This window comes from Paenibacillus faecalis (genome assembly GCF_900289175.1).
In the GTDB taxonomy this organism is placed as follows: Bacteria; Bacillota; Bacilli; order Paenibacillales; family Paenibacillaceae; genus Paenibacillus_AQ; species Paenibacillus_AQ faecalis.
In genome coordinates this window covers 808,835-826,379 of sequence record NZ_LT985747.1, presented here as the reverse complement: position 1 = coordinate 826,379, position 17,545 = coordinate 808,835, and the positions used below count along the sequence as shown (strand labels likewise).

The window sequence follows — 17,545 nt, the reverse complement described above, 5'->3', positions numbered from 1 at the left end:
CAGGGTACACAACGTTAAAAATCATAATAAATTGAAAGAGAGGGTCTATCTATGGAATTTAAACGAAAAAAGCAATCATCCGTATTCAAGACATCCTTGCTGTTGATATTGTCCGGATCGCTTTTGCTCACGGGCTGTGGAGGCAAGAACAATGCAACAGGTGAAGGGGATGAAGCCCCAACAAAGATTACGATGCAGACGCTGAATTACGCACAGGATATGGTAGATAATTCAAGTCCGCTTTGGCAGGAACTTGAGAAAAAAACGAATACAGAACTGGAGATAACATGGCTGACGCCAACGACGATTCAAGACAAAGTGAACGTTATGCTTGCATCAGGAGATTTGCCGGATGTAACTTTTGTGGAGTCCCTTAACAATTCACAGCTTCAGAAAATGATCCAGCAGGGGGTGTTCTGGGATTTATCTCCGTATATTAAGGATTATCCGAATTTGAGCAGACCGGATCTCGCCCAGATGTGGGAAGATTCGAAGGTAAACGGCAAAAACTATGCGATCCCGCGTTATTACCCAAGCTATGGCGGGGGAATGTTCCCGATGCTGCGCAAGGATTGGTTGGATAATCTTGGTTTAGAGGTGCCGACAACGATGGATGAGTTTTTTGACGTGTTGGTGGCATTTAGAGACAAGGACCCGAACGGAAATGGTCAGAAGGATGAAATTCCTTATGCAACAGCACCTACCTCGCTGCTCTTTGTTTACGGTATTTATAACGAAACTTTAGGTAACTGGAAACTGAAGGATGGCAAGCTTGTACCGATTATTACAGAGGATGCATCTCGCGACGCGCTTCTTTGGATTAAGAAGGCATTCGATGAGGGGCTGCTTCCGAAAGATTTTGCCATTATGAAATTCTCTCAGGTTGTGGATCTTTTTCGCGGAGGCAAGGTCGGTGCAAGTGATTTCTCCATGAATGCGGTTTGGGGACACGGGAAAGTCATCAAGGAGGTTGACCCGGAAGCAGAACTGATTCCTACAACGTATTTGGAAAATCCAAACGGCGTTAAATATACGCCATCTGGACCTCCGTATTACGGGGTATATCTGATTCCGAAAAAAGTACCGGAAGAGAAAATGAAGAAAATTCTTGAACTGTTCGACTATGGAAACAGTCCGGAAGGCAACGTTATGATGTATCATGGGTTTAAGGATGTTCACTACAAAGAGGTTAACGGAAAGAAAGAACTTACGGAACAAGGTAAAAAAGATATGGTCGGCGACGGCAACATGTCCAACCTGTTCCATCTGATCAGTGATGATATGTCCATTGGCTTTGTTGGCATGCCGGATGAATTGTATGAGCGAAACGTACAGATTGTAAATGAGCGCAAAAAGGTTCAAGTGCCAGATCCATCGCGGGGACTGTATTCTGATACGTATAACCGCCTTTACCCGGAAATCGAGAAAAAAGTGGAAGATATGAGAACAAAGGTTATCATCGGACTAGAAACGATCGAGGCGTATGATCAATTTATTGAGCAGCTGAAGCAGGATAAAAATCTGCAGCTCATTACTGAAGAAATGAATAAGGAATACGAAAAGAAAATGGCGAGTGAATAAATTAACGAACAGGTAAGGTATAGGGCCGTCCTTATGCAGTTTTATGAACTGAGGGATGAATCTTAGATCGAAAAAAGGTTGAGTTAGGGGCTTTAATTGCTCCGTACTCGACCTTTTTACTTCATCATTGCATCCATGAACCTTTTGGGGCATGTCTTTTTGATTTATTTACAATAAATTTGCAAGAAAACGTGCAACTTTTCCATTAGAGTAGATGTTTAGTTATATAGGAGAACATTGCACAAACAGCATCGATTTGTAAATATTTTATATGAAAGGACAAGAAGTGATGAACAAGAAATGGATGGTTTCTGCCGCTTTACTTCCTGTATTCGCCGGAATGTTCTTTTTTGTCTCTCACAGTGCTGCCCAAGGTCCCGATCAACAAGCTGAAACGAAGAACGTCGTTCACGGTCGGGTTGTGCCGGGAGATCAAGATAAACCGGTAACATCACCAGTCAAGACGATTGATTTTCCGGGTACAAATGGTGGCAAGGTTCAGCTCCCGTTTCAAATGATAGAAGCTGAATTGAGCCTGGATGAGAGGACTAGGGCAGTGAATTCACAGCCTTCGAGCCCTCCGGTTATGAGTTATAAAATACCGCCGAAGAAGAAGGACATGCTGCAAGCGGTAATGGTCTACCGTTCGGACATGGCTGGCGGATATATGCTGCTGGCGCCGGCAGGATGGCAGGCATCGGCTACCGTTGGAGCGAATGGTTCTTTTGGCGTCACTTTCAGCGACCCCAATAATAAAGAGCAAACGTTGAATTATTCTGATACTGCCGGATCGTGCCAGGGGTGCGCTATCACCAATATAGGCAGCTATTTTCCGGACCAGGCAAAGTGGGCAGACGAGCAAGGCTTTACCGCTGATCTGTTATCATTTAAAGAATGGAGTCAGGCGGGCAAGTCTGGGCAAGACGCCAGAACAGCAAGCTATAGGACGGAGCCTGAGGAAGGTTATGATAATAAAGGTGCTGTTTACTACCAAAGAGACTCCGCAGGGTATCTGTTCCGTAAACTTGAATTTAAGCTGTCGAATAAGAACAGGACTCCTGGTGATCCATTCGACACCATTTTAGATTTCTTCAAAACCTATCATGGAGCTTTGGTAATGGAAGAGAATAACTCTCCAAAAATACTGCAAGCTCTACAGAAAGAAATGGATCAATACATGAAAAATAAAAGAACAGATAAAATAGAGGTAAGCATCATGCTTAGACATGATTTAAATATCAGCAAAGAACAGTTTATCAAGACTGAATTTTCTTCATACCAAGACTCAATAACGAATGAAAAGGGCTTTGGAGGGTATAGTTTTTTTGCTAAATTAACGCCGGATGAAATTATAGAAATCAGCCAATGGAACTCGGTTTCCTCCCTTTCTGTTCCGGATGATGTTGTTTCTGTATGGTAACGATAGAACTGGCATAATGCACAGCAGTCAACGAGATCTTGTTCGTTGGCTGCTGTGCTTTTTTCATAGGATGGACTGATATCAGTTATCGTCCAACGCGAGCGGACCGCATCAGCATATCCATTACTTATCTTCAAATGGCTTCCTATATTATCTGTTTACGTTTCATCCGGTTTCCCGAAAAGCTTGTCCGCATGTTATATTTAGGGAAAGAGAGAAAGAGGAGAGAGAAGGAGTGAACAGTCAGATCGTGACTATTTTTAAAAGTGGACAGGCTGTGAAATGGGAGGGCCGGAGATAGAATGAAAAAAACGATTGCAGATATCGCTAAAATAGCAGGGGTTTCCAAAAGTACGGTGTCTCGATATTTAAATGGCGGTTCTCTCAGCGATGCGACCCGGCGTAAAATTGAGCACGTGATTAAGGAAACGGGATATATCCCGAACTCCTTCGCGCAAAGCTTGAAAGCGAAGAAGACGAGTATGATCGGTGCTATCGTGCCCCGGCTTGATTCCTTCTCTGCTTCGCAAACGGTGACCGGCATGGATGAAGAGCTCAGGGACAGCGGCTACCAGCTGTTGATTATCAATACAAGCCAAAATTTATCCCGCGAGATTGAGGCCCTGTACGACCTGGCAAGGCAAAAAATATCGGGAATCGTCCTGTTCGCTACTCAGATCACTGAAGCTCATTTAAAGGCCGTCAAGGAAATCGGTATCCCGGTTATTTTTCTCGGCCAGCAGCATCAGGATGTCCATAGCATCATTTATAATGATTACGCTGCCGGATATGATATGGGCCGTTACATTTTAGCCCAAGGTCATCGAAACATTGCATACCTCGGTGTAACCGAGAAGGATGTAGCCGTAGGAGTTCAGCGCAAGCGTGGCTTTCAGGCAGCCCTGAAGGAGCAAGCTGGGGCCAAGGCTGGCTTTTATGAGAGCGGATTTAAAATGTCGGCGGCAGTGAAGGCTGCTTCCGATATACTCGACAACTGTGATCCTCATCCATCTGCCATCGTATGTGCAACGGACAATATTGCTCTTGGAGTGATGAAGGCGGCTCATATGCGAGGGATCAGAATTCCGGAAGATATCTCGGTTACAGGCTTCGGAGGCTATGATGTGACCGAAGTGATTCATCCGGGGCTTACTACGGTGAAATATGGTTATGAGTCAGCAGGGCGTTTGGCAGCACGCCATATCATCAAACTTGTTCAGGATGAGCCTCTCGATGCCCTTACAACCTTGAGTTATGAATTTATAGAGCGAGAAAGCGTTGACAAAATGGAGAGGCATCCATTATACTGACATCGACGGAACCGGTTCCAAAGCGATGAAAAAGTCTTTGGAACTGCGTTCATTATTTTTACACCGCGTTGGAACCGGTTCCAATGAATTCAGAATTTCATATGTATTCACGTGAATGAATCGGAAGGAGAAGGGATATGAACAGAGATCAGAAATACCGCCGCCTGGAACAGGCTTCTCCCGAAGAAATGGCCGCTTTGAAGAAGAAGGTGAAGGAAAGTCCCTGGAGACAGACCTATCACATCCAGCCTATTACCGGTCTTTTGAATGACCCTAATGGTTTTGCTTATTTTGCAGGAGAGTACCACCTCTTTTATCAATGGTTTCCGCTTGATACCTATCATGGACTCAAGTATTGGTACCACACGGCTTCAAAGGATCTGGTCTTTTGGCGCAATGTCGGCATTGCGATTGAACCGGAGGAGCCGTATGACACGCTTGGGGCCTACTCGGGAAGCGGAATCGTGAAGGATGGGAAGCTTCATCTGATGTATACGGGCAATACCCGGGATGACGACTGGAACAGACAACCGTTTCAGTGCATGGCTGTGATGGATTCCCACGGAACAGTGGTCAAATTGAAGGAACCGCTCATTGGTTATGTACCGGCAGGATATACAGCGCATTTTCGGGACCCGAAGGTATGGAGGGACGAAGATATGTACCGTTGTATTATCGGTGCCCAGAGGGAAGACCTGACCGGAACCGCTGTAATTTACGAGTCTCCGAATTTATCAACGTGGCGGTATGCTGGCGAAATGAAGACATTACTGGATAATTTTGGTTTTATGTGGGAGTGTCCTGATTATTTTGAACTGGACGGCCAAGGTGTGCTTCTCTTTTGTCCCCAGGGTTTACAGCCTCAAGGGGATCGTTTTCGCAATATTTATCAATCCGGTTATATTGTCGGTAAGCCGCTGGACCGGGATACGCTGGATTTTGACCATGGGGTGTTTCATGAGCTTGACAGAGGTTTTGATTTTTACGCACCGCAGACAATGGAAGATGATCAGGGACGCCGGATACTGGTTGCCTGGATGGGACAGCCGGAGATCGGTTATCCGACAGATTCGCATGGCTGGGCGCACTGTCTGACTCTGCCGAGAACGCTGGAGCTTCGTAGTGGCAAGCTGGTGCAGCAGCCGGTAGTGGAATTGCAGAAGCTTAGAGGGACGCGACGTGAAGTACAGGATACTTTAACTAGTGAAATGAAGGCATATGAAGGCCTGAGAGGGCAGGCTTTCGAGATGATCTGCGAGTTCAATCCGGTGAATGCCGAAGGCGTCGGACTTGAAATACGGACCGGTGAAATGGAGCGAACCGTCATTCGTTATGATATTGACAGGCAAAGGCTGACGCTGGATCGTTCATTTTCAGGGGAAAAGATCGACAGCCGATATGGGCCAACCCGGTCTTGCAGACTGGTGTCAAGACATATCAAATTGCATCTGTTTGTAGACATCTCCTCGGTTGAATTATTTGTCAACGACGGCGAAGAAGTGTTTACAAGCCGCATTTTCCCTCATCCTGACAGTCAGGGAATCCGATTTTTTGTAAATAACGGCAGTGCTGGCCTGAAGGTTGTCAAATGGGATTTGGCAAGGGCCGTAAATGATATGGAAGGGAATGAATGAGTATGGCAGCAGATAACCAGAGCATCGCTAAGCAGATCGTAGAAGCTATCGGTGGCAGGGAATATAGCCTCCTTTGCCCACTGTGCAACACGGCTGCGCATTATGGTACACGATGAAGAGAAGATCGACCAGAAAAAAGTGGAAAACATCGACAAGGTAAAAGGTGCGTTTTTCAACTCTGGTCAATACCAGATTATATTTGGTACAGGTACCGTCAACCAAATCTTCGAAGCCGTGGAAAATCTCGGCCTGGAAAGCACTAGCAAGGAAGAGATGAAAGCCGAAGCGAAAAAATCAGGCAATATGTTTCAACGGGCGATTCGCACATTTGGTGACGTATTCGTTCCCATCATTCCGGTATTGGTTGCTACGGGGCTGTTCATGGGGCTTCGCGGCTTGCTGACTCAGGAAACGGTGCTTGCCTGGTTTGGCTTGACGCCGGGTGATATTTCGGCCAATTTCCTGATGTTTACACAGGTGCTGACAGATACGGCATTTGCGTTTTTGCCAGCCCTGGTTGCCTGGTCTGCCTTTAGAGTCTTTGGCGGCAGCCCAGTGCTTGGCATCGTACTGGGGCTGATGCTCGTCAATCCGGCGCTGCCGAATGCTTACAGCGTGGCCAACGGGACGGAGGAAGCACTTGTCATGTTTGGATTTATCCCGGTTGTGGGATATCAGGGCTCGGTCTTGCCGGCGTTCTTCATAGGACTGCTCGGAGCGAAGTTTGAGCGTTTTCTGAGAAAGCGGATTCCTGAAGCGATTGACCTGATTGTTACACCGTTTATGACCCTTCTCGTTATGATTATTCTCGGCTTGTTCGTGATCGGTCCGATTTTTCATTCCTTTGAAGAGATCGTACTGAATGCGACTCTTTTTCTGCTTGATCTACCGTTCGGCATTGCCGGGCTGCTCATTGGCTTCTTTAATCAGATTATCGTAGTTACGGGCGTTCATCATATTTTTAATTTCCTCGAAATCCAGCTGCTGGAGCAGACGGGAAGCAATCCGTTTAATGCCATTGTCACCAGTGCGATGGCTGCTCAAGGTGCAGCCTGTCTGGCTGTTGGCATGAAGACGAAAAACAAGAAGCTGAAGGCACTATCTCTTCCGTCCTCGTTCTCCGCATTTCTCGGAATATCGGAGCCGGCAATATTCGGAGTGAATCTGCGTTATGTGAAGCCCTTTATCATGGGCCTGATCGGCGGCGGTATTGGAGGCTTCATGGCATCGATCTTTCAGCTGAAGGCAACTGGCATGGCAATTACGGTAATACCGGGCACGCTGCTGTACCTGAACAGTCAGCTTCCACTATACATTCTGTGCAATCTGACGGCAATGGCTATCGCTTTTGTATTGACCTGGTTGTTTGGTTTTCATGATGACATGCTGAATGACGTAAAAACGGAAGCAAAATCATAATTTAAGGTAAAAAATGTCAGAAAAATAATATCGCATGAAATATGTGTTTGTTGAGCATAAATAATAAGCTTTCAGTCTCATCATCAAACAAAATGCACAGCAGCCAAGCGGAAACATTCGTTGATTGCTGTGCATTTTTGCAGTTTTAGTGGAATCATTCGGCTTCTTCTATGATGGTTCCATCTTTTAAGACGATGATTCGGTCACACCTATCCGCTACTTCTCGATTATGAGTTGCGATGAGGAAAGTAACTTCATTCTCTGTGTTTAATTTCTTGAACAGCTCCATAATCGTTAGAGTCGTTTTCGAATCCAAGGCCCCTGTTGGTTCATCCGCAATAACCAGATCTGGATTATTGATGATCGCTCTCGCAATGGCAACTCTCTGTTTTTCGCCTCCGGATAATTGTCTTACTTTTTTATGCGCATAATTAGGCATATTTACTTTATCCAATGTTGCAGCGACTAATTTTCCAATCTGATCGATGCGTATATCTTGATTGAACAACAACGGCAATTTCAGATTATGATAGACCGACATATCCTCAATTAGTCCGAAATTTTGCATCACATAACCGATATGCTTGTTTTTTATTCTCGCTATTTCTTTCTTATTAAATGATTGAAAATCTTTTCCCAGAAACCGATACAACCCAGCGTAATTCTTTATATTTCCCCCGATAATGTTCAGTAAAGTAGATTTTCCCGACCCGGACGGCCCCGTAATAGCAACCATTTCACCCGTCTGTATCGAAAGAGTTACATCATGAAGAGCTAGCTCATGCGCACTATAGCTTTTTGTCAGGTTGTCCAATACAACAATATCATCATGCTTACGATTCATCATCTGTAATCTCCTAATCCAGAAACTTCTCATCATATTTTACTTTGCTTATAAAATAGGACTGAAACACAGTAATGAGCACCACCGTGAAAATGGAAATACCTATTAAAGCGAGGCTGTGTGGCCAAATAAATTTTATATCTACCATCAGACATATTAAGAACCAAAGGAGTTCTTGCAATAGAATCGGAAACGCAAAGAAAGTTACATTTAAAATAAACATGGATAGAGAGTAGAAGTAGGGATCGATACCGCAGGTTCTGTAAATGTATAGTTCTCTTTTCTTGTTTTGAAACTCTAAATAAAGGAAACTTGCGAGCGAAACGATAATAAGCGGAATAAAAACGATTAATAGCGTTATATATAAATAAATATCGTTATACGTTAATCCATTTTTTCTAAGAATCTCTGTTTCAAGATTGCTTATATTGTCAAGTCCATCATCTTCTAGTAATGAAATAAATGAGCTTTCTGAGTATGAAGTGTCATTTTTAATGACGATCGGAACCCGGTTGTCGTCAGCTTCGTAGAAAGAGCGGGACAGCTCCCCCGTTACATCATAGATTAATAGAGTTGAATCCCTTTTATATATATTAGGAGAATTGAAAAGCTCTAATATATAGTTATCCTTCCGGCTGCCTATAATTTTCACTTGAATGGACTGCAGCGGCTTAAAACTTTTATTTATTGTAATATCATAAATTTCGCCGATTTTATATTTATTGCTTAGTTGTTCTGGAATGATAGCTGGATAAATGTGTTCCCGATAGGGCTCATTTCCGAAATAGTCGCCGTTTGACACGGAATAGTTATACTGCTCGATTTCATTCTGTGATAGAAAATGGACAGTCACTTGTGTGTTATCATGCCTTTGATCCGTAAACGCTGATTTCTTTACAGGGGCGATGATGTTTACACCAGAGGGCAATTCTTTTTGCATCTTTTCTAATTTCATATCCAAATTAGCAGGATCGTCTAGGCTAAAATCAGCTACATATAAATTACTGGCTTCGGCGCTTTCCAATGTTTGCTTCATATACTTCATTTCCCAAAGGTTATAAAACACAAGATGGAAAATGAGGCCGATAATTAGAAATTGAATCGAATGATATAGATATTTTTTTTTACTAATGCGAATGTAAGTCTTGATAAAATCAATTATTTTGCTCATTTTCTCCTCTTCAATGTATAGGCGTTATTTCTTGAATAACTGGGCCTATGAAATGAGATAAATAGCTTCCAGCAACAATGGAGCTGCATGTTAACAGGAACAATATAGCCGCAAAATTAAGAACAATATATTTATGTTCATAACCAAGATTTCTGTATATGTTCATAACAGTCTTATTACGCAAAAGGATGATTTTAACCAGATGCATTAGATTAAAGATACAGAGAACGCTAACGATCAATGCAGCAATAACGCTTCCTGAAATATGTTTCAACATGCTTTTCAGCTTCCAGGAGGACGATGTTGTAATACGATATTCGGTATCGTAATCTAATTTGCTTTTAGCGGATTTAACAATTTGTCGTATTTCTTTTTTGCTTGCTTTTTCTTCTAAAGTGATATAAGCCTCGTTAACACGGAACTTTTCTTTATATTTTAGTATGGTGCTGTAAGGGATGAGAGAACCTACTTTTTCACGATCATCCTTACTGATGCCAATTAGTGTAAAGTCAAGATCGGCAATTGGAATCGTATCTCCTACCTTATAATTTTCATAATGATTTACATGATCGGTTTTACTTAATATGATGACATTTGAACCATGTTCCAATTCGCTTTCGCTAAAAGCTCTGCCAGAAATCATAGATTTAGCCGTATTGCGCGGGTTCAAGTAAGCGTCCTTATCGTCGAAACGGGGATTCAAGCGATGTAAGGCACTATCAGTAACGGTTACATACATAAATGTTATTTTTTCTATTTTTTTTTGTTTGAATTCGTTCAAAATAGAGTGAAAGGATTGCACGGAATGAGCACCTGAAAACCTGATTTCATATGTTCTTGCTGCTTCATTCAGGTCTTGATATTCTGAAAGCTTGGCCATCATGGCTGCCGAGATTAAAAATAAAAAAGTAAAAGTAAAAGTTAGCGTACAAAGAATGACAATATTAATTTTTATATCATGCACAAACTGTCTAAATAACATCTCAAGGAATGTTCTAATCCGCCTCATAGTCCTCACTCCCCGCCCAATCGATGCACTGAAGCGCGAAATATATTCTTTAACTGGCTGCTCCTGTAATAGACTTATAAAAAAAGCAAAAGTATTATGGAAGACAAGAAACCGAACCTGCCCTCCATAATACCATTTTTTGTTTAATAATAAGTTAATTGTTTGTTATTGATCCATAGCCGACCAAATATATACCACTTGATAGATAATCATTATTAATTACTTCTACAGTGTAGCTTCCACCACTTTTTAGGCCTGAAATGGTTCCGGACTCTGTTCCGCCAATATCAAACTGTAAGCTTTTCGATGACAATAATCGATTTAGCTTAACTGTATATTTGTGTCCAGAGTACCCACTCTGTCGATCTCCAACTGAATTTTCAACCCAGGCGGTAGCATCCACACTAACTGAAGAACTATCTATTGTAAAGCTAGATGATTCAACGGTATACCGAATCTTAAACTCAAAATCTTTTGCTACCGTTCCGGCTGTCGTCATTCCTTTTTCTGCAGGATCAATCCATCTAAAATATTCACCAGTCTCTTTATTTTCATAATTCTGACCATAAGATAGTTTAATAGGTTGATTGCTTTCTTTAGCTGATACACTCGCAGGAGCACCCAATACCGTTACCAGACAAAGTAAGACGGAAACAATAAGTGATTTCTTCATGTTCTTCATGCTTAAAATCATATTATAGCCTCCTCTTTCATTTTGAACTTTTAAAACAGCAGCGAACAGTTCAGCGCAAGATTCAGGAATGACCTTCCATCTATCTAGCTGTTATCATCTATGTATGCATAAGATGGTGTCATTAGGTAATGACCAATTCTATCACCCCCTTGCATATCAACGATCTTTCAACTTTAATATTACTATAGATACTTAAAATGTCAATAATAGAAGATATTATAATATTGGTTTGGGTTTGTATTACAAAATTGTGCACTTATACCGTATCCATCAGATTTCCTCATAGATTATCAAGCACTTCAGCTGTCTAAGGGGCCAATTATTGAGCGATCGATTTAAAATATCGGTACACCCGTTTTAATTTTTTTTCATGCTGGCCTTTCGGACTTTCCATGTTCCCAAATTCGAAAAATTTCACCTTCCGAATCCCTACGTATTGAAGCAGTGCTTTTTTCATTAGGATTTTATGTGCATTGTTCAGCCAATACAACGGATATAGTGTAGGTCCTTTCATCACAGAAATACATACAGCAGTTTTACCTTTCAATAACCCTTCTGGCAAAAGCCCGCCATGATCCTGATAGGCAAAGTTCGAGGCAAAGAGCTGATCGACATACCCTAGCAGCATCGCAGGAGGCCGCCCCCACCAGATCGGATACACAAAGACGAGCTTATCCGCCCATCGTATTTGTTCCCGAAAGCGCTCGAAATTTGGATCAGTATGCATATCCCTTCTACGTTTTTGATCGTTAAATACTAGAACCGGGTCAAAATTCTCTTCATAGAGGTCAAGTACATGAATCTTTGTAATGTGCTCGTTCTCATAGCTTCCCTGGATGACTTGTTGTAAAAAAGCATAGCTTAGGCTTCGGTGATTTGGATGTGTAAAAATAGCTAATACGTTCATAAGTTCACCCCATTAATTATCAAATGATAACGAAATGGTAGCACGCCCTCGATCCTAGTTGTCAAATGATAATTGTATATTGATAAACAATTTGTTATCGTTTCTGTATGAGGTGATCGTGATGGACAAGAAAAATCTATTTCATAAGTTTGTGGCCTTTACAACAGCCGTGCATGAAGTGACGCACGAATTAACCAAAGATGTTAAGCCAGAGGACATTACGCCCGTCCAATACAGCATCTTGGAATATATCGCGGTCAGCCAGCCTGTAACCTTAAGCCAGATTAGCGACTGCAAACATATTTCTATGCCGAATACGAGCCGTGAGCTTAAGAAGCTGGCGGAGAAGCAGTTATGTGAAAAATTTGAGGTTACGGAAGATCGGCGCAAGCAATTGATTCGGCTCTCCGAAGCAGGACAAGCAATGATGGATCGTGCCTTTGGCCAGATTGAAAACCAGTTCCGGACACGGATCAAAGATGCTTCTGATGAAGAGTTAAAGGAGATCGAGCGTGCTCTGGAGGTGCTTCACACGAAAGTGTTTTATGAGGAGTAAGATAGATAGTGAAGGAATACCCCAAAGTGAACTCTCCCCGTTAGTAGACAATGCGAAAAATAAAATAGTTTGTATAGCCTTGGTTCTGTATTTCCTCAGACCAGGGCTATTTTCCATTCAATTGTAAACGTTTGCAATTTGTGAAAGTGGATGAGATGTTCATATATCGTAGGTACAGAGTTTATATCCTATACCTCTTACCGATTTAATATATTTCGGCTTGCGGGGGTTATCCTCGACTCTTGTACGCACGCGGTGTATATAAACATACAATAATTGCAAATCAATGTTTTCTTCTGCAGGTAACCAAACATATGTGTATAAGGAATGAAAGGAAACGGGTTCATTAAGGTTGTAGGTCAGACGGATTAGAAGACGAAGTTCGATTCTTGAAAGTGAACAGGGGAGATCATTTTTCATAAAAATTGATTTATTTATATCTATGAAGCAGTTGTTATCTAAAAAAATAGGTTTAAGCAACAAGATATCCATTGTTATGTTACCTCCTTAATTTAAAAATGTTTTTTGTTATTATATGGCATTTATAGGATTTATTAAAGATATTTAGCTAATTTTGAAAACTAAAAATCTTGTAAGTTTTTAGAAGGGAAAATTGTAGTAGACTTAAGAACAATAAGTTTTCAAAATCTTGAAAACTTAAAACATTCGAAAAGGGAGGATTTTTAATGAAAAAGAGTAAAATGTTGCTACCGTTGGTTATGGCCTTGTTGATGGTTTTTTCTACGGCGATTTATGCATCGGCAGAAGCTACACAATTTAATAAATCGATACAGAGCTCCGAATTTAAGTTGAACATGCCTGCTCATACGGAAGAAAGTACTCAAAATAGCTTCTCTTTTCATTTAGAGGATTTTGATTCTAACGACTTTCAAGTTCAGAATTTTAAAAGGCAGTCCAAGATTCTAGATCCGTTAAAAGCGAATCTCAATGATAAAAGTTTAAACAGCCAGGATCGAATGGAAGTTAGTGTCATGCTAAAGCATGATAGTAAACTTAGTAAGAATGAATTTATTCAAAAAAATGCAGAGCTACTGAATGAAAAAATAACAGACATCAACGGGTTTGGAGTCTATGGTTTTTTTGCTAACCTATCAGCTCCAGAGATTGAACGATTAGCACAACTGGAGGACGTCTCGACCATTTCTACGACTAATGATGTTGTTTCCGTATACGGTATGCCAAGTGAGAACCAGGATCAGTTTGAAACATATCTAAATGGTGCTACTGAGATGACTGGAATAAAAAAAGCCAGAAGTGATTATGGTGTCACCGGCAACCGTGATGGCAGTTCCGGTTATTCAAAAAATGATTCGGTTATAGCAATTATTGATACAGGAGTTGACAGCAACCATGTTGATTTAAGAGGAGGTAAAGTTATAGGATGGAAGGATTTTGTTAATCCGTCATCCACTACAGCTTACGATAACTTAGGACATGGTACACATGTGGCCAGTATAGCGGCCGGTGCAGGAACTGGTGAAACTGGAGTTGCACCAGGAGCTGCGATTGTCGGTATAAAGGTTTGCGCAACGAACACATCTTGTTCTTTCCAAAATATACTGGAGGCTATGGATTGGGCTATACAAAATAAAACGAATTTAGGTATAGATATTATAAACTTGAGTTTAGGCAGCTCAGGAGCAGCAGATCCACAATTTTGCAGTAGAGTGAGCAGTGCAGCAAGTAAAGGAATGCTTACTGTAGTAGCTGCAGGAAATACTTCGGGTGGGGCAAAATATAATTCATTAAATCGTTTGGGAAAATGTTCAGGGGTGCTGTCAGTCGCAAACCTGGCTGATCCTAATGAAGGTGGCTGGTATCTGAATCCCTCTTCAAACAGGGGAGTAGGGAACGAAAGACCGTCGCTAGCTGCTCCGGGAACTAATATTCGTGCTGCTAAAGCAAATTCCACAAATCAGTATATTAGTTATACAGGTACATCCATGGCAGCCCCTATGGTAGCAGGATTAGCTGCACTTATGCTGGAAGCCAGCAATGGTAATACTAATTATGATTTTAAAACGGAAGACTATGGAATGAGTGGAAGCGACAAAGCTTATGGGAACGGACTGGTTCTCGGCCATGAGACGATCAAAGCTGCAGCAGGATCTTCCGCCGGATCGTTTAATAACGATCGTCAACATCTTCGGATGCAAAGCAGTATTGCTGCAGGAGCCGTTGATTTATATGAAGTCAATGTAACGAATACTGAGGCTTTCTTTGCGAATACACTTGTAATTGACAATGAAAATGGTGCTGATTTAGATTTATTCATTTGGGCTCCTGGTGTTGATCCTATGCAGAATGGCGAATTGAATATGGATCAAGCACTCCGCAGCAGCACAGGGCTGCTTCCACAGGAAATGATAAGCTTCAAACCTTTAACAACCGGGACATATACGGTAGGTGTTGTTGCATATTCGCCAGCAACATATGCGATTGACTGGGTAGGGCAGATATCATCTCCTTAACAGAGATTTGAATCGTATAATGCCATCTGATTGTCGTCAAAGCTCATCCAATCGCTTTCAATTGAAGAATCCACCTGCGATTGAATTGCCGAGATTCTTGCTCATATGCGAATACTTTTTGGCTCAATAAAAAAGGGATGCTCATCAGAGCATCCCCTATGTATCTTATTGACCGCTTGTTAGCTGTCCCACTGTCGTGCCGAATTTAGCCATATTTTCTGCGATCCAAACATTGTCCTCGAGTATAAATTGAATCGTTTCAGACTTCTGATCTTTAGAAGGCTCAAGATTTTTATACGCTTCAATTAATTTATTGACGAACAATTCAGCCATTTTATCCAACATTTCTTGTTCATTCGTTATACCTGAATTTTCGAGTTCGGCAATAACATCTTCAACCACTTTTTCCTGCATACTCAGTTCATCAAAGTAAGTAGTGCTCAGCTTAACCTCAGCGGACTCCTTATCCTCAGAAACAATTTCAGCAGTAGCACTTAATTTTTTAATCCCTTCTATACGAGCTTCAACGATTTGAGTAACCTGTTCATCCGAGATTACCAAACCAGTTGTTTCCATATAGCCTTTAAATAATGTGATGAGCGTTTCCTTTGTCGTTTCAAGCAGCGTGCTTGCCTCATCTTCGTTCATTCCAAGCTTGGTGGCACCAGCTATATCTCCCTTGATATACAGATCATAGAAGATCTTGGCTGACTCCGCAGCATCTGCTTCTGGTTTGCTTGTGCATCCCGCTAACAACATCACGACTAGAAACATACTCACCATAACCAATAAACTTTTTTTCAATCTTACTCTCCCACTCTTTCTCTATATAATATTTTCCATTATTTTATTATTCCATGATTATCCGTTTATTGTTGTGAACAATTTCACAATATAATGAATATTATTTTTTCAGCATCTGAGCATTGACTCCGTGTTGACATCAGGGCAAAAAAATACATCGCCCAAGGCAAGTACCTCAGTGACGATGTATTTATATACTACATACTATTAAATATTCTCTAGGCTTTTTTCATCTCCGGTAGCGATCCGGTTCTCTTTGTACGAAATCCAATCACTCCAGCTGCCCCCATACAGCTTTACATTCCTGTATCCTGCTTCTTCCAGGGCTAGCACGTTCGGGCAAGCAGAGACGCCGGATCCACAGTATACGATGATATCCTTGTCCTTGGACAGAGTGGAGAAGTGCTGTTCAATCTCCTCAGTACTCTTCCAGCCGCCAGCATCATCCAGCAGGTCCTTCCAGAAGAAGTTCGCCGCACCTGGAATGTGACCAGCTACGGGATCAATCGGCTCCTCAGCTCGGCATAACGGCGTGATTCCCTGGAATCGATGATGATCGCTGATTTATCTTTGGATGCATCTCTCACATCCTCGACACCAACAAGCATGTCTGGTCGAGGTTTAGCCTCGTATGTAGCCGGAATGACAATCGGTGTCTCATCGGTAACCGGATACCCGGCTTTGCTCCATGCCGTAAACCCTTCGTCCATGACATAAACCTGATCATGTCCTGTATAGGTTAGCATCCACCAAAGCCGGCTCGCTACCATTCCGCCCTGGTCGTCGTAAATGACAACACGCTTATCTTTGTCGATACCGCAGGCTCCCATCTTTCTGGCAAAGGCCGTTCGTCTGAGAAGGCTGGGAATCGTCGTTATTCTTTATTCTTTGCTGGCGAAGCTTGTTCTTAATATTCTGATCTGCCTGCTCGTCACTGGCTTCTTCTCAATTAATCTGGGGGGAATCTCTTTAATCGGAATTATTATCGGCATACTAGTTCTGTTCGTCTCAGAGATTTTCAAGTACGGTGCTCTTCTGCAGGAAGAGCATGATTCAACTTTATGAGAATGGGGACTGATGATAGTGCCGATTATTATACGCCTGGACCGGGTCCTAGCCGACAAAAAAATGAAATTGAATGACCTGACGGACAAGGTCGGGATCTCGAACGTCAATCTGTCCAATCTGAAGACGGGTAAAGTGAAGGCGATCCGGTTCTCAACCTTGGAAGCGATATGCGAAATTTTGAATTGTCAGCCAGGAGATATTCTGGAATTTGTTCCGAAGGATAGCGATAGCTTTGAAGACGATTTAAGGGGGGCTAATCCTCCCTTTAATCGTTTTTTTGAGCAAGCTTATTTAAGGGGGCTGCTTGATTCATGATGAGCCGTAAAGTCGGACTCAGCATTTTGGCCTCGAGTGTAATTTCATTAAGGCATACTGTCTACTTGCCTCATAAGCTGAACGTAACGGACCAGCTCGAGCTTCTGTTGCTCGATTTCTATGATTCGCCGAGACATGTCCTCAAAAAAGGTTTCGATTTGGTTCTTAAGAACATTGGCGGAATGACCTTTCCAATTCTGCAGACGGGCGTACAGACTTCTAGCTTCTTGTTCATCAGCACGAAGGCGTGTCAGCAGATCGGTTAATTCTCTCTCTGCCCCAAGTAAATCATCGAGTTCAACTAGTATTTCACCGTTCATA

At 42.1% G+C, this 17,545-nt stretch carries 18 protein-coding genes and 1 pseudogene; 9 read left to right on the top strand and 10 right to left on the bottom strand.

Annotation, left to right across the window (positions count from 1 at the left end; genetic code table 11):
* Positions 1-51: 51 nt before the first annotated feature.
* The 5 genes and pseudogenes from C8268_RS04015 to C8268_RS03995 all read left to right on the top strand — a co-directional run bounded on the left by C8268_RS04015 (position 52) and on the right by C8268_RS03995 (position 7,364).
* On the top strand, positions 52-1,581 hold the full coding sequence (locus tag C8268_RS04015) for an extracellular solute-binding protein (RefSeq protein ID WP_106766483.1): 1,530 nt from the start codon (positions 52-54) through the stop codon (positions 1,579-1,581).
* 289 nt (positions 1,582-1,870) lie between these two features.
* Positions 1,871-3,001: a DUF4850 domain-containing protein gene (locus C8268_RS04010; RefSeq protein WP_158702669.1), complete on the top strand. Its 1,131-nt coding sequence runs from the start codon at positions 1,871-1,873 to the stop codon at positions 2,999-3,001.
* A gap of 302 nt (positions 3,002-3,303) precedes the next feature.
* Positions 3,304-4,311 carry a LacI family DNA-binding transcriptional regulator gene (locus C8268_RS04005; protein ID WP_106766481.1) on the top strand — a complete coding sequence of 336 codons (1,008 nt, stop codon included), beginning with the start codon at positions 3,304-3,306 and terminating at the stop codon, positions 4,309-4,311.
* A 137-nt stretch (positions 4,312-4,448) separates the two neighbouring features.
* Positions 4,449-5,945 carry a glycoside hydrolase family 32 protein gene (locus tag C8268_RS04000; protein WP_106766480.1) on the top strand — a complete coding sequence of 499 codons (1,497 nt, stop codon included), beginning with the start codon at positions 4,449-4,451 and terminating at the stop codon, positions 5,943-5,945.
* Positions 5,942-7,364: pseudogene (locus C8268_RS03995) on the top strand (sucrose-specific PTS transporter subunit IIBC). The gene C8268_RS04000 and the pseudogene C8268_RS03995 overlap by 4 nt, the downstream one beginning before the upstream one ends.
* A 154-nt stretch (positions 7,365-7,518) precedes the next feature.
* Here the strand turns inward: C8268_RS03995 and C8268_RS03990 are convergent.
* From C8268_RS03990 to C8268_RS03970, 5 genes are all read right to left on the bottom strand, one after another.
* A complete protein-coding gene (locus C8268_RS03990) occupies positions 7,519-8,211 on the bottom strand; it encodes an ABC transporter ATP-binding protein (protein WP_158702668.1) in 693 nt (230 codons plus the stop codon).
* A 10-nt stretch (positions 8,212-8,221) separates the two neighbouring features.
* A complete protein-coding gene (locus C8268_RS03985; protein WP_106766478.1) occupies positions 8,222-9,379 on the bottom strand; it encodes a hypothetical protein in 1,158 nt (385 codons plus the stop codon).
* Positions 9,380-9,389: 10 nt separating this feature from the next.
* A complete protein-coding gene (locus C8268_RS03980) occupies positions 9,390-10,388 on the bottom strand; it encodes an ABC transporter permease (protein ID WP_106766477.1) in 999 nt (332 codons plus the stop codon).
* 154 nt (positions 10,389-10,542) lie between these two features.
* A complete protein-coding gene (locus tag C8268_RS03975) occupies positions 10,543-11,082 on the bottom strand; it encodes a hypothetical protein (protein ID WP_106766476.1) in 540 nt (179 codons plus the stop codon).
* Positions 11,083-11,401: 319 nt separating this feature from the next.
* On the bottom strand, positions 11,402-11,989 hold the full coding sequence (locus tag C8268_RS03970; RefSeq protein ID WP_106766475.1) for an NAD(P)H-dependent oxidoreductase: 588 nt from the start codon (positions 11,987-11,989) through the stop codon (positions 11,402-11,404).
* Positions 11,990-12,110: 121 nt separating this feature from the next.
* On the opposite strand from C8268_RS03970, the gene C8268_RS03965 reads away from it, so the two are divergent.
* A complete protein-coding gene (locus tag C8268_RS03965; protein WP_106766474.1) occupies positions 12,111-12,545 on the top strand; it encodes a MarR family winged helix-turn-helix transcriptional regulator in 435 nt (144 codons plus the stop codon).
* Positions 12,546-12,704: 159 nt separating this feature from the next.
* On the opposite strand, the gene C8268_RS23465 is transcribed toward C8268_RS03965, so the two are convergent.
* Positions 12,705-12,965, bottom strand: a complete 261-nt coding sequence (locus C8268_RS23465) for a winged helix-turn-helix domain-containing protein (protein ID WP_420094266.1) — start codon at positions 12,963-12,965, stop codon at positions 12,705-12,707.
* 266 nt (positions 12,966-13,231) lie between these two features.
* On the opposite strand from C8268_RS23465, the gene C8268_RS03955 reads away from it, so the two are divergent.
* Positions 13,232-15,037 (top strand): S8 family peptidase, encoded by a 1,806-nt coding sequence (locus C8268_RS03955; protein WP_106766472.1) that lies wholly within the window; start codon positions 13,232-13,234, stop codon positions 15,035-15,037.
* Between the two features lie 165 nt (positions 15,038-15,202).
* On the opposite strand, the gene C8268_RS03950 is transcribed toward C8268_RS03955, so the two are convergent.
* The 3 genes from C8268_RS03950 to C8268_RS23385 all read right to left on the bottom strand — a co-directional run bounded on the left by C8268_RS03950 (position 15,203) and on the right by C8268_RS23385 (position 16,671).
* The gene (locus C8268_RS03950) at positions 15,203-15,841 is read right to left on the bottom strand and encodes a DUF5105 domain-containing protein (protein ID WP_106766471.1); all 639 of its coding nucleotides are present in this window, start codon (positions 15,839-15,841) and stop codon (positions 15,203-15,205) included.
* A 207-nt stretch (positions 15,842-16,048) separates the two neighbouring features.
* A complete protein-coding gene (locus tag C8268_RS23390) occupies positions 16,049-16,291 on the bottom strand; it encodes a sulfurtransferase (RefSeq protein WP_337441806.1) in 243 nt (80 codons plus the stop codon).
* A 44-nt stretch (positions 16,292-16,335) separates the two neighbouring features.
* Entirely contained in the window at positions 16,336-16,671 is a 336-nt protein-coding gene (locus C8268_RS23385; RefSeq protein WP_337441778.1) for a sulfurtransferase, read from the bottom strand.
* Here C8268_RS23385 and C8268_RS03940 point away from each other — a divergent pair.
* Positions 16,631-16,906 carry a DUF2975 domain-containing protein gene (locus C8268_RS03940; protein ID WP_234032663.1) on the top strand — a complete coding sequence of 92 codons (276 nt, stop codon included), beginning with the start codon at positions 16,631-16,633 and terminating at the stop codon, positions 16,904-16,906. The two genes, C8268_RS23385 and C8268_RS03940, sit on opposite strands and share 41 nt — an antisense overlap.
* 18 nt (positions 16,907-16,924) lie before the next feature.
* Positions 16,925-17,224, top strand: a complete 300-nt coding sequence (locus tag C8268_RS03935) for a helix-turn-helix domain-containing protein (RefSeq protein WP_337441777.1) — start codon at positions 16,925-16,927, stop codon at positions 17,222-17,224.
* Between the two features lie 47 nt (positions 17,225-17,271).
* Here the strand turns inward: C8268_RS03935 and C8268_RS03930 are convergent, their stop codons facing one another.
* Positions 17,272-17,544, bottom strand: coding sequence for a hypothetical protein (locus C8268_RS03930; protein WP_106766470.1), 273 nt, complete (start codon positions 17,542-17,544; stop codon positions 17,272-17,274).
* Position 17,545: the final 1 nt, after the last annotated feature.

Bases quoted from the DNA above. Each gene is read 5' to 3' on its own strand.
- C8268_RS04015 (WP_106766483.1), top strand. From the start codon at position 52: ATGGAATTTAAACGAAAAAAGCAATCATCCGTATTCAAGACATCCTTG.
- C8268_RS04010 (WP_158702669.1), top strand. From the start codon at position 1,871: ATGAACAAGAAATGGATGGTTTCTGCCGCTTTACTTCCTGTATTCGCC.
- C8268_RS04005 (WP_106766481.1), top strand. From the start codon at position 3,304: ATGAAAAAAACGATTGCAGATATCGCTAAAATAGCAGGGGTTTCCAAA.
- C8268_RS04000 (WP_106766480.1), top strand. From the start codon at position 4,449: ATGAACAGAGATCAGAAATACCGCCGCCTGGAACAGGCTTCTCCCGAA.
- C8268_RS03990 (WP_158702668.1), bottom strand. From the start codon at position 8,211: ATGATGAATCGTAAGCATGATGATATTGTTGTATTGGACAACCTGACA.
- C8268_RS03985 (WP_106766478.1), bottom strand. From the start codon at position 9,379: ATGAGCAAAATAATTGATTTTATCAAGACTTACATTCGCATTAGTAAA.
- C8268_RS03980 (WP_106766477.1), bottom strand. From the start codon at position 10,388: ATGAGGCGGATTAGAACATTCCTTGAGATGTTATTTAGACAGTTTGTG.
- C8268_RS03975 (WP_106766476.1), bottom strand. From the start codon at position 11,082: ATGATTTTAAGCATGAAGAACATGAAGAAATCACTTATTGTTTCCGTC.
- C8268_RS03970 (WP_106766475.1), bottom strand. From the start codon at position 11,989: ATGAACGTATTAGCTATTTTTACACATCCAAATCACCGAAGCCTAAGC.
- C8268_RS03965 (WP_106766474.1), top strand. From the start codon at position 12,111: ATGGACAAGAAAAATCTATTTCATAAGTTTGTGGCCTTTACAACAGCC.
- C8268_RS23465 (WP_420094266.1), bottom strand. From the start codon at position 12,965: ATGAAAAATGATCTCCCCTGTTCACTTTCAAGAATCGAACTTCGTCTT.
- C8268_RS03955 (WP_106766472.1), top strand. From the start codon at position 13,232: ATGAAAAAGAGTAAAATGTTGCTACCGTTGGTTATGGCCTTGTTGATG.
- C8268_RS03940 (WP_234032663.1), top strand. From the start codon at position 16,631: ATGACAACACGCTTATCTTTGTCGATACCGCAGGCTCCCATCTTTCTG.
- C8268_RS23385 (WP_337441778.1), bottom strand. From the start codon at position 16,671: ATGGGAGCCTGCGGTATCGACAAAGATAAGCGTGTTGTCATTTACGAC.
- C8268_RS03930 (WP_106766470.1), bottom strand. From the start codon at position 17,544: ATGAACGGTGAAATACTAGTTGAACTCGATGATTTACTTGGGGCAGAG.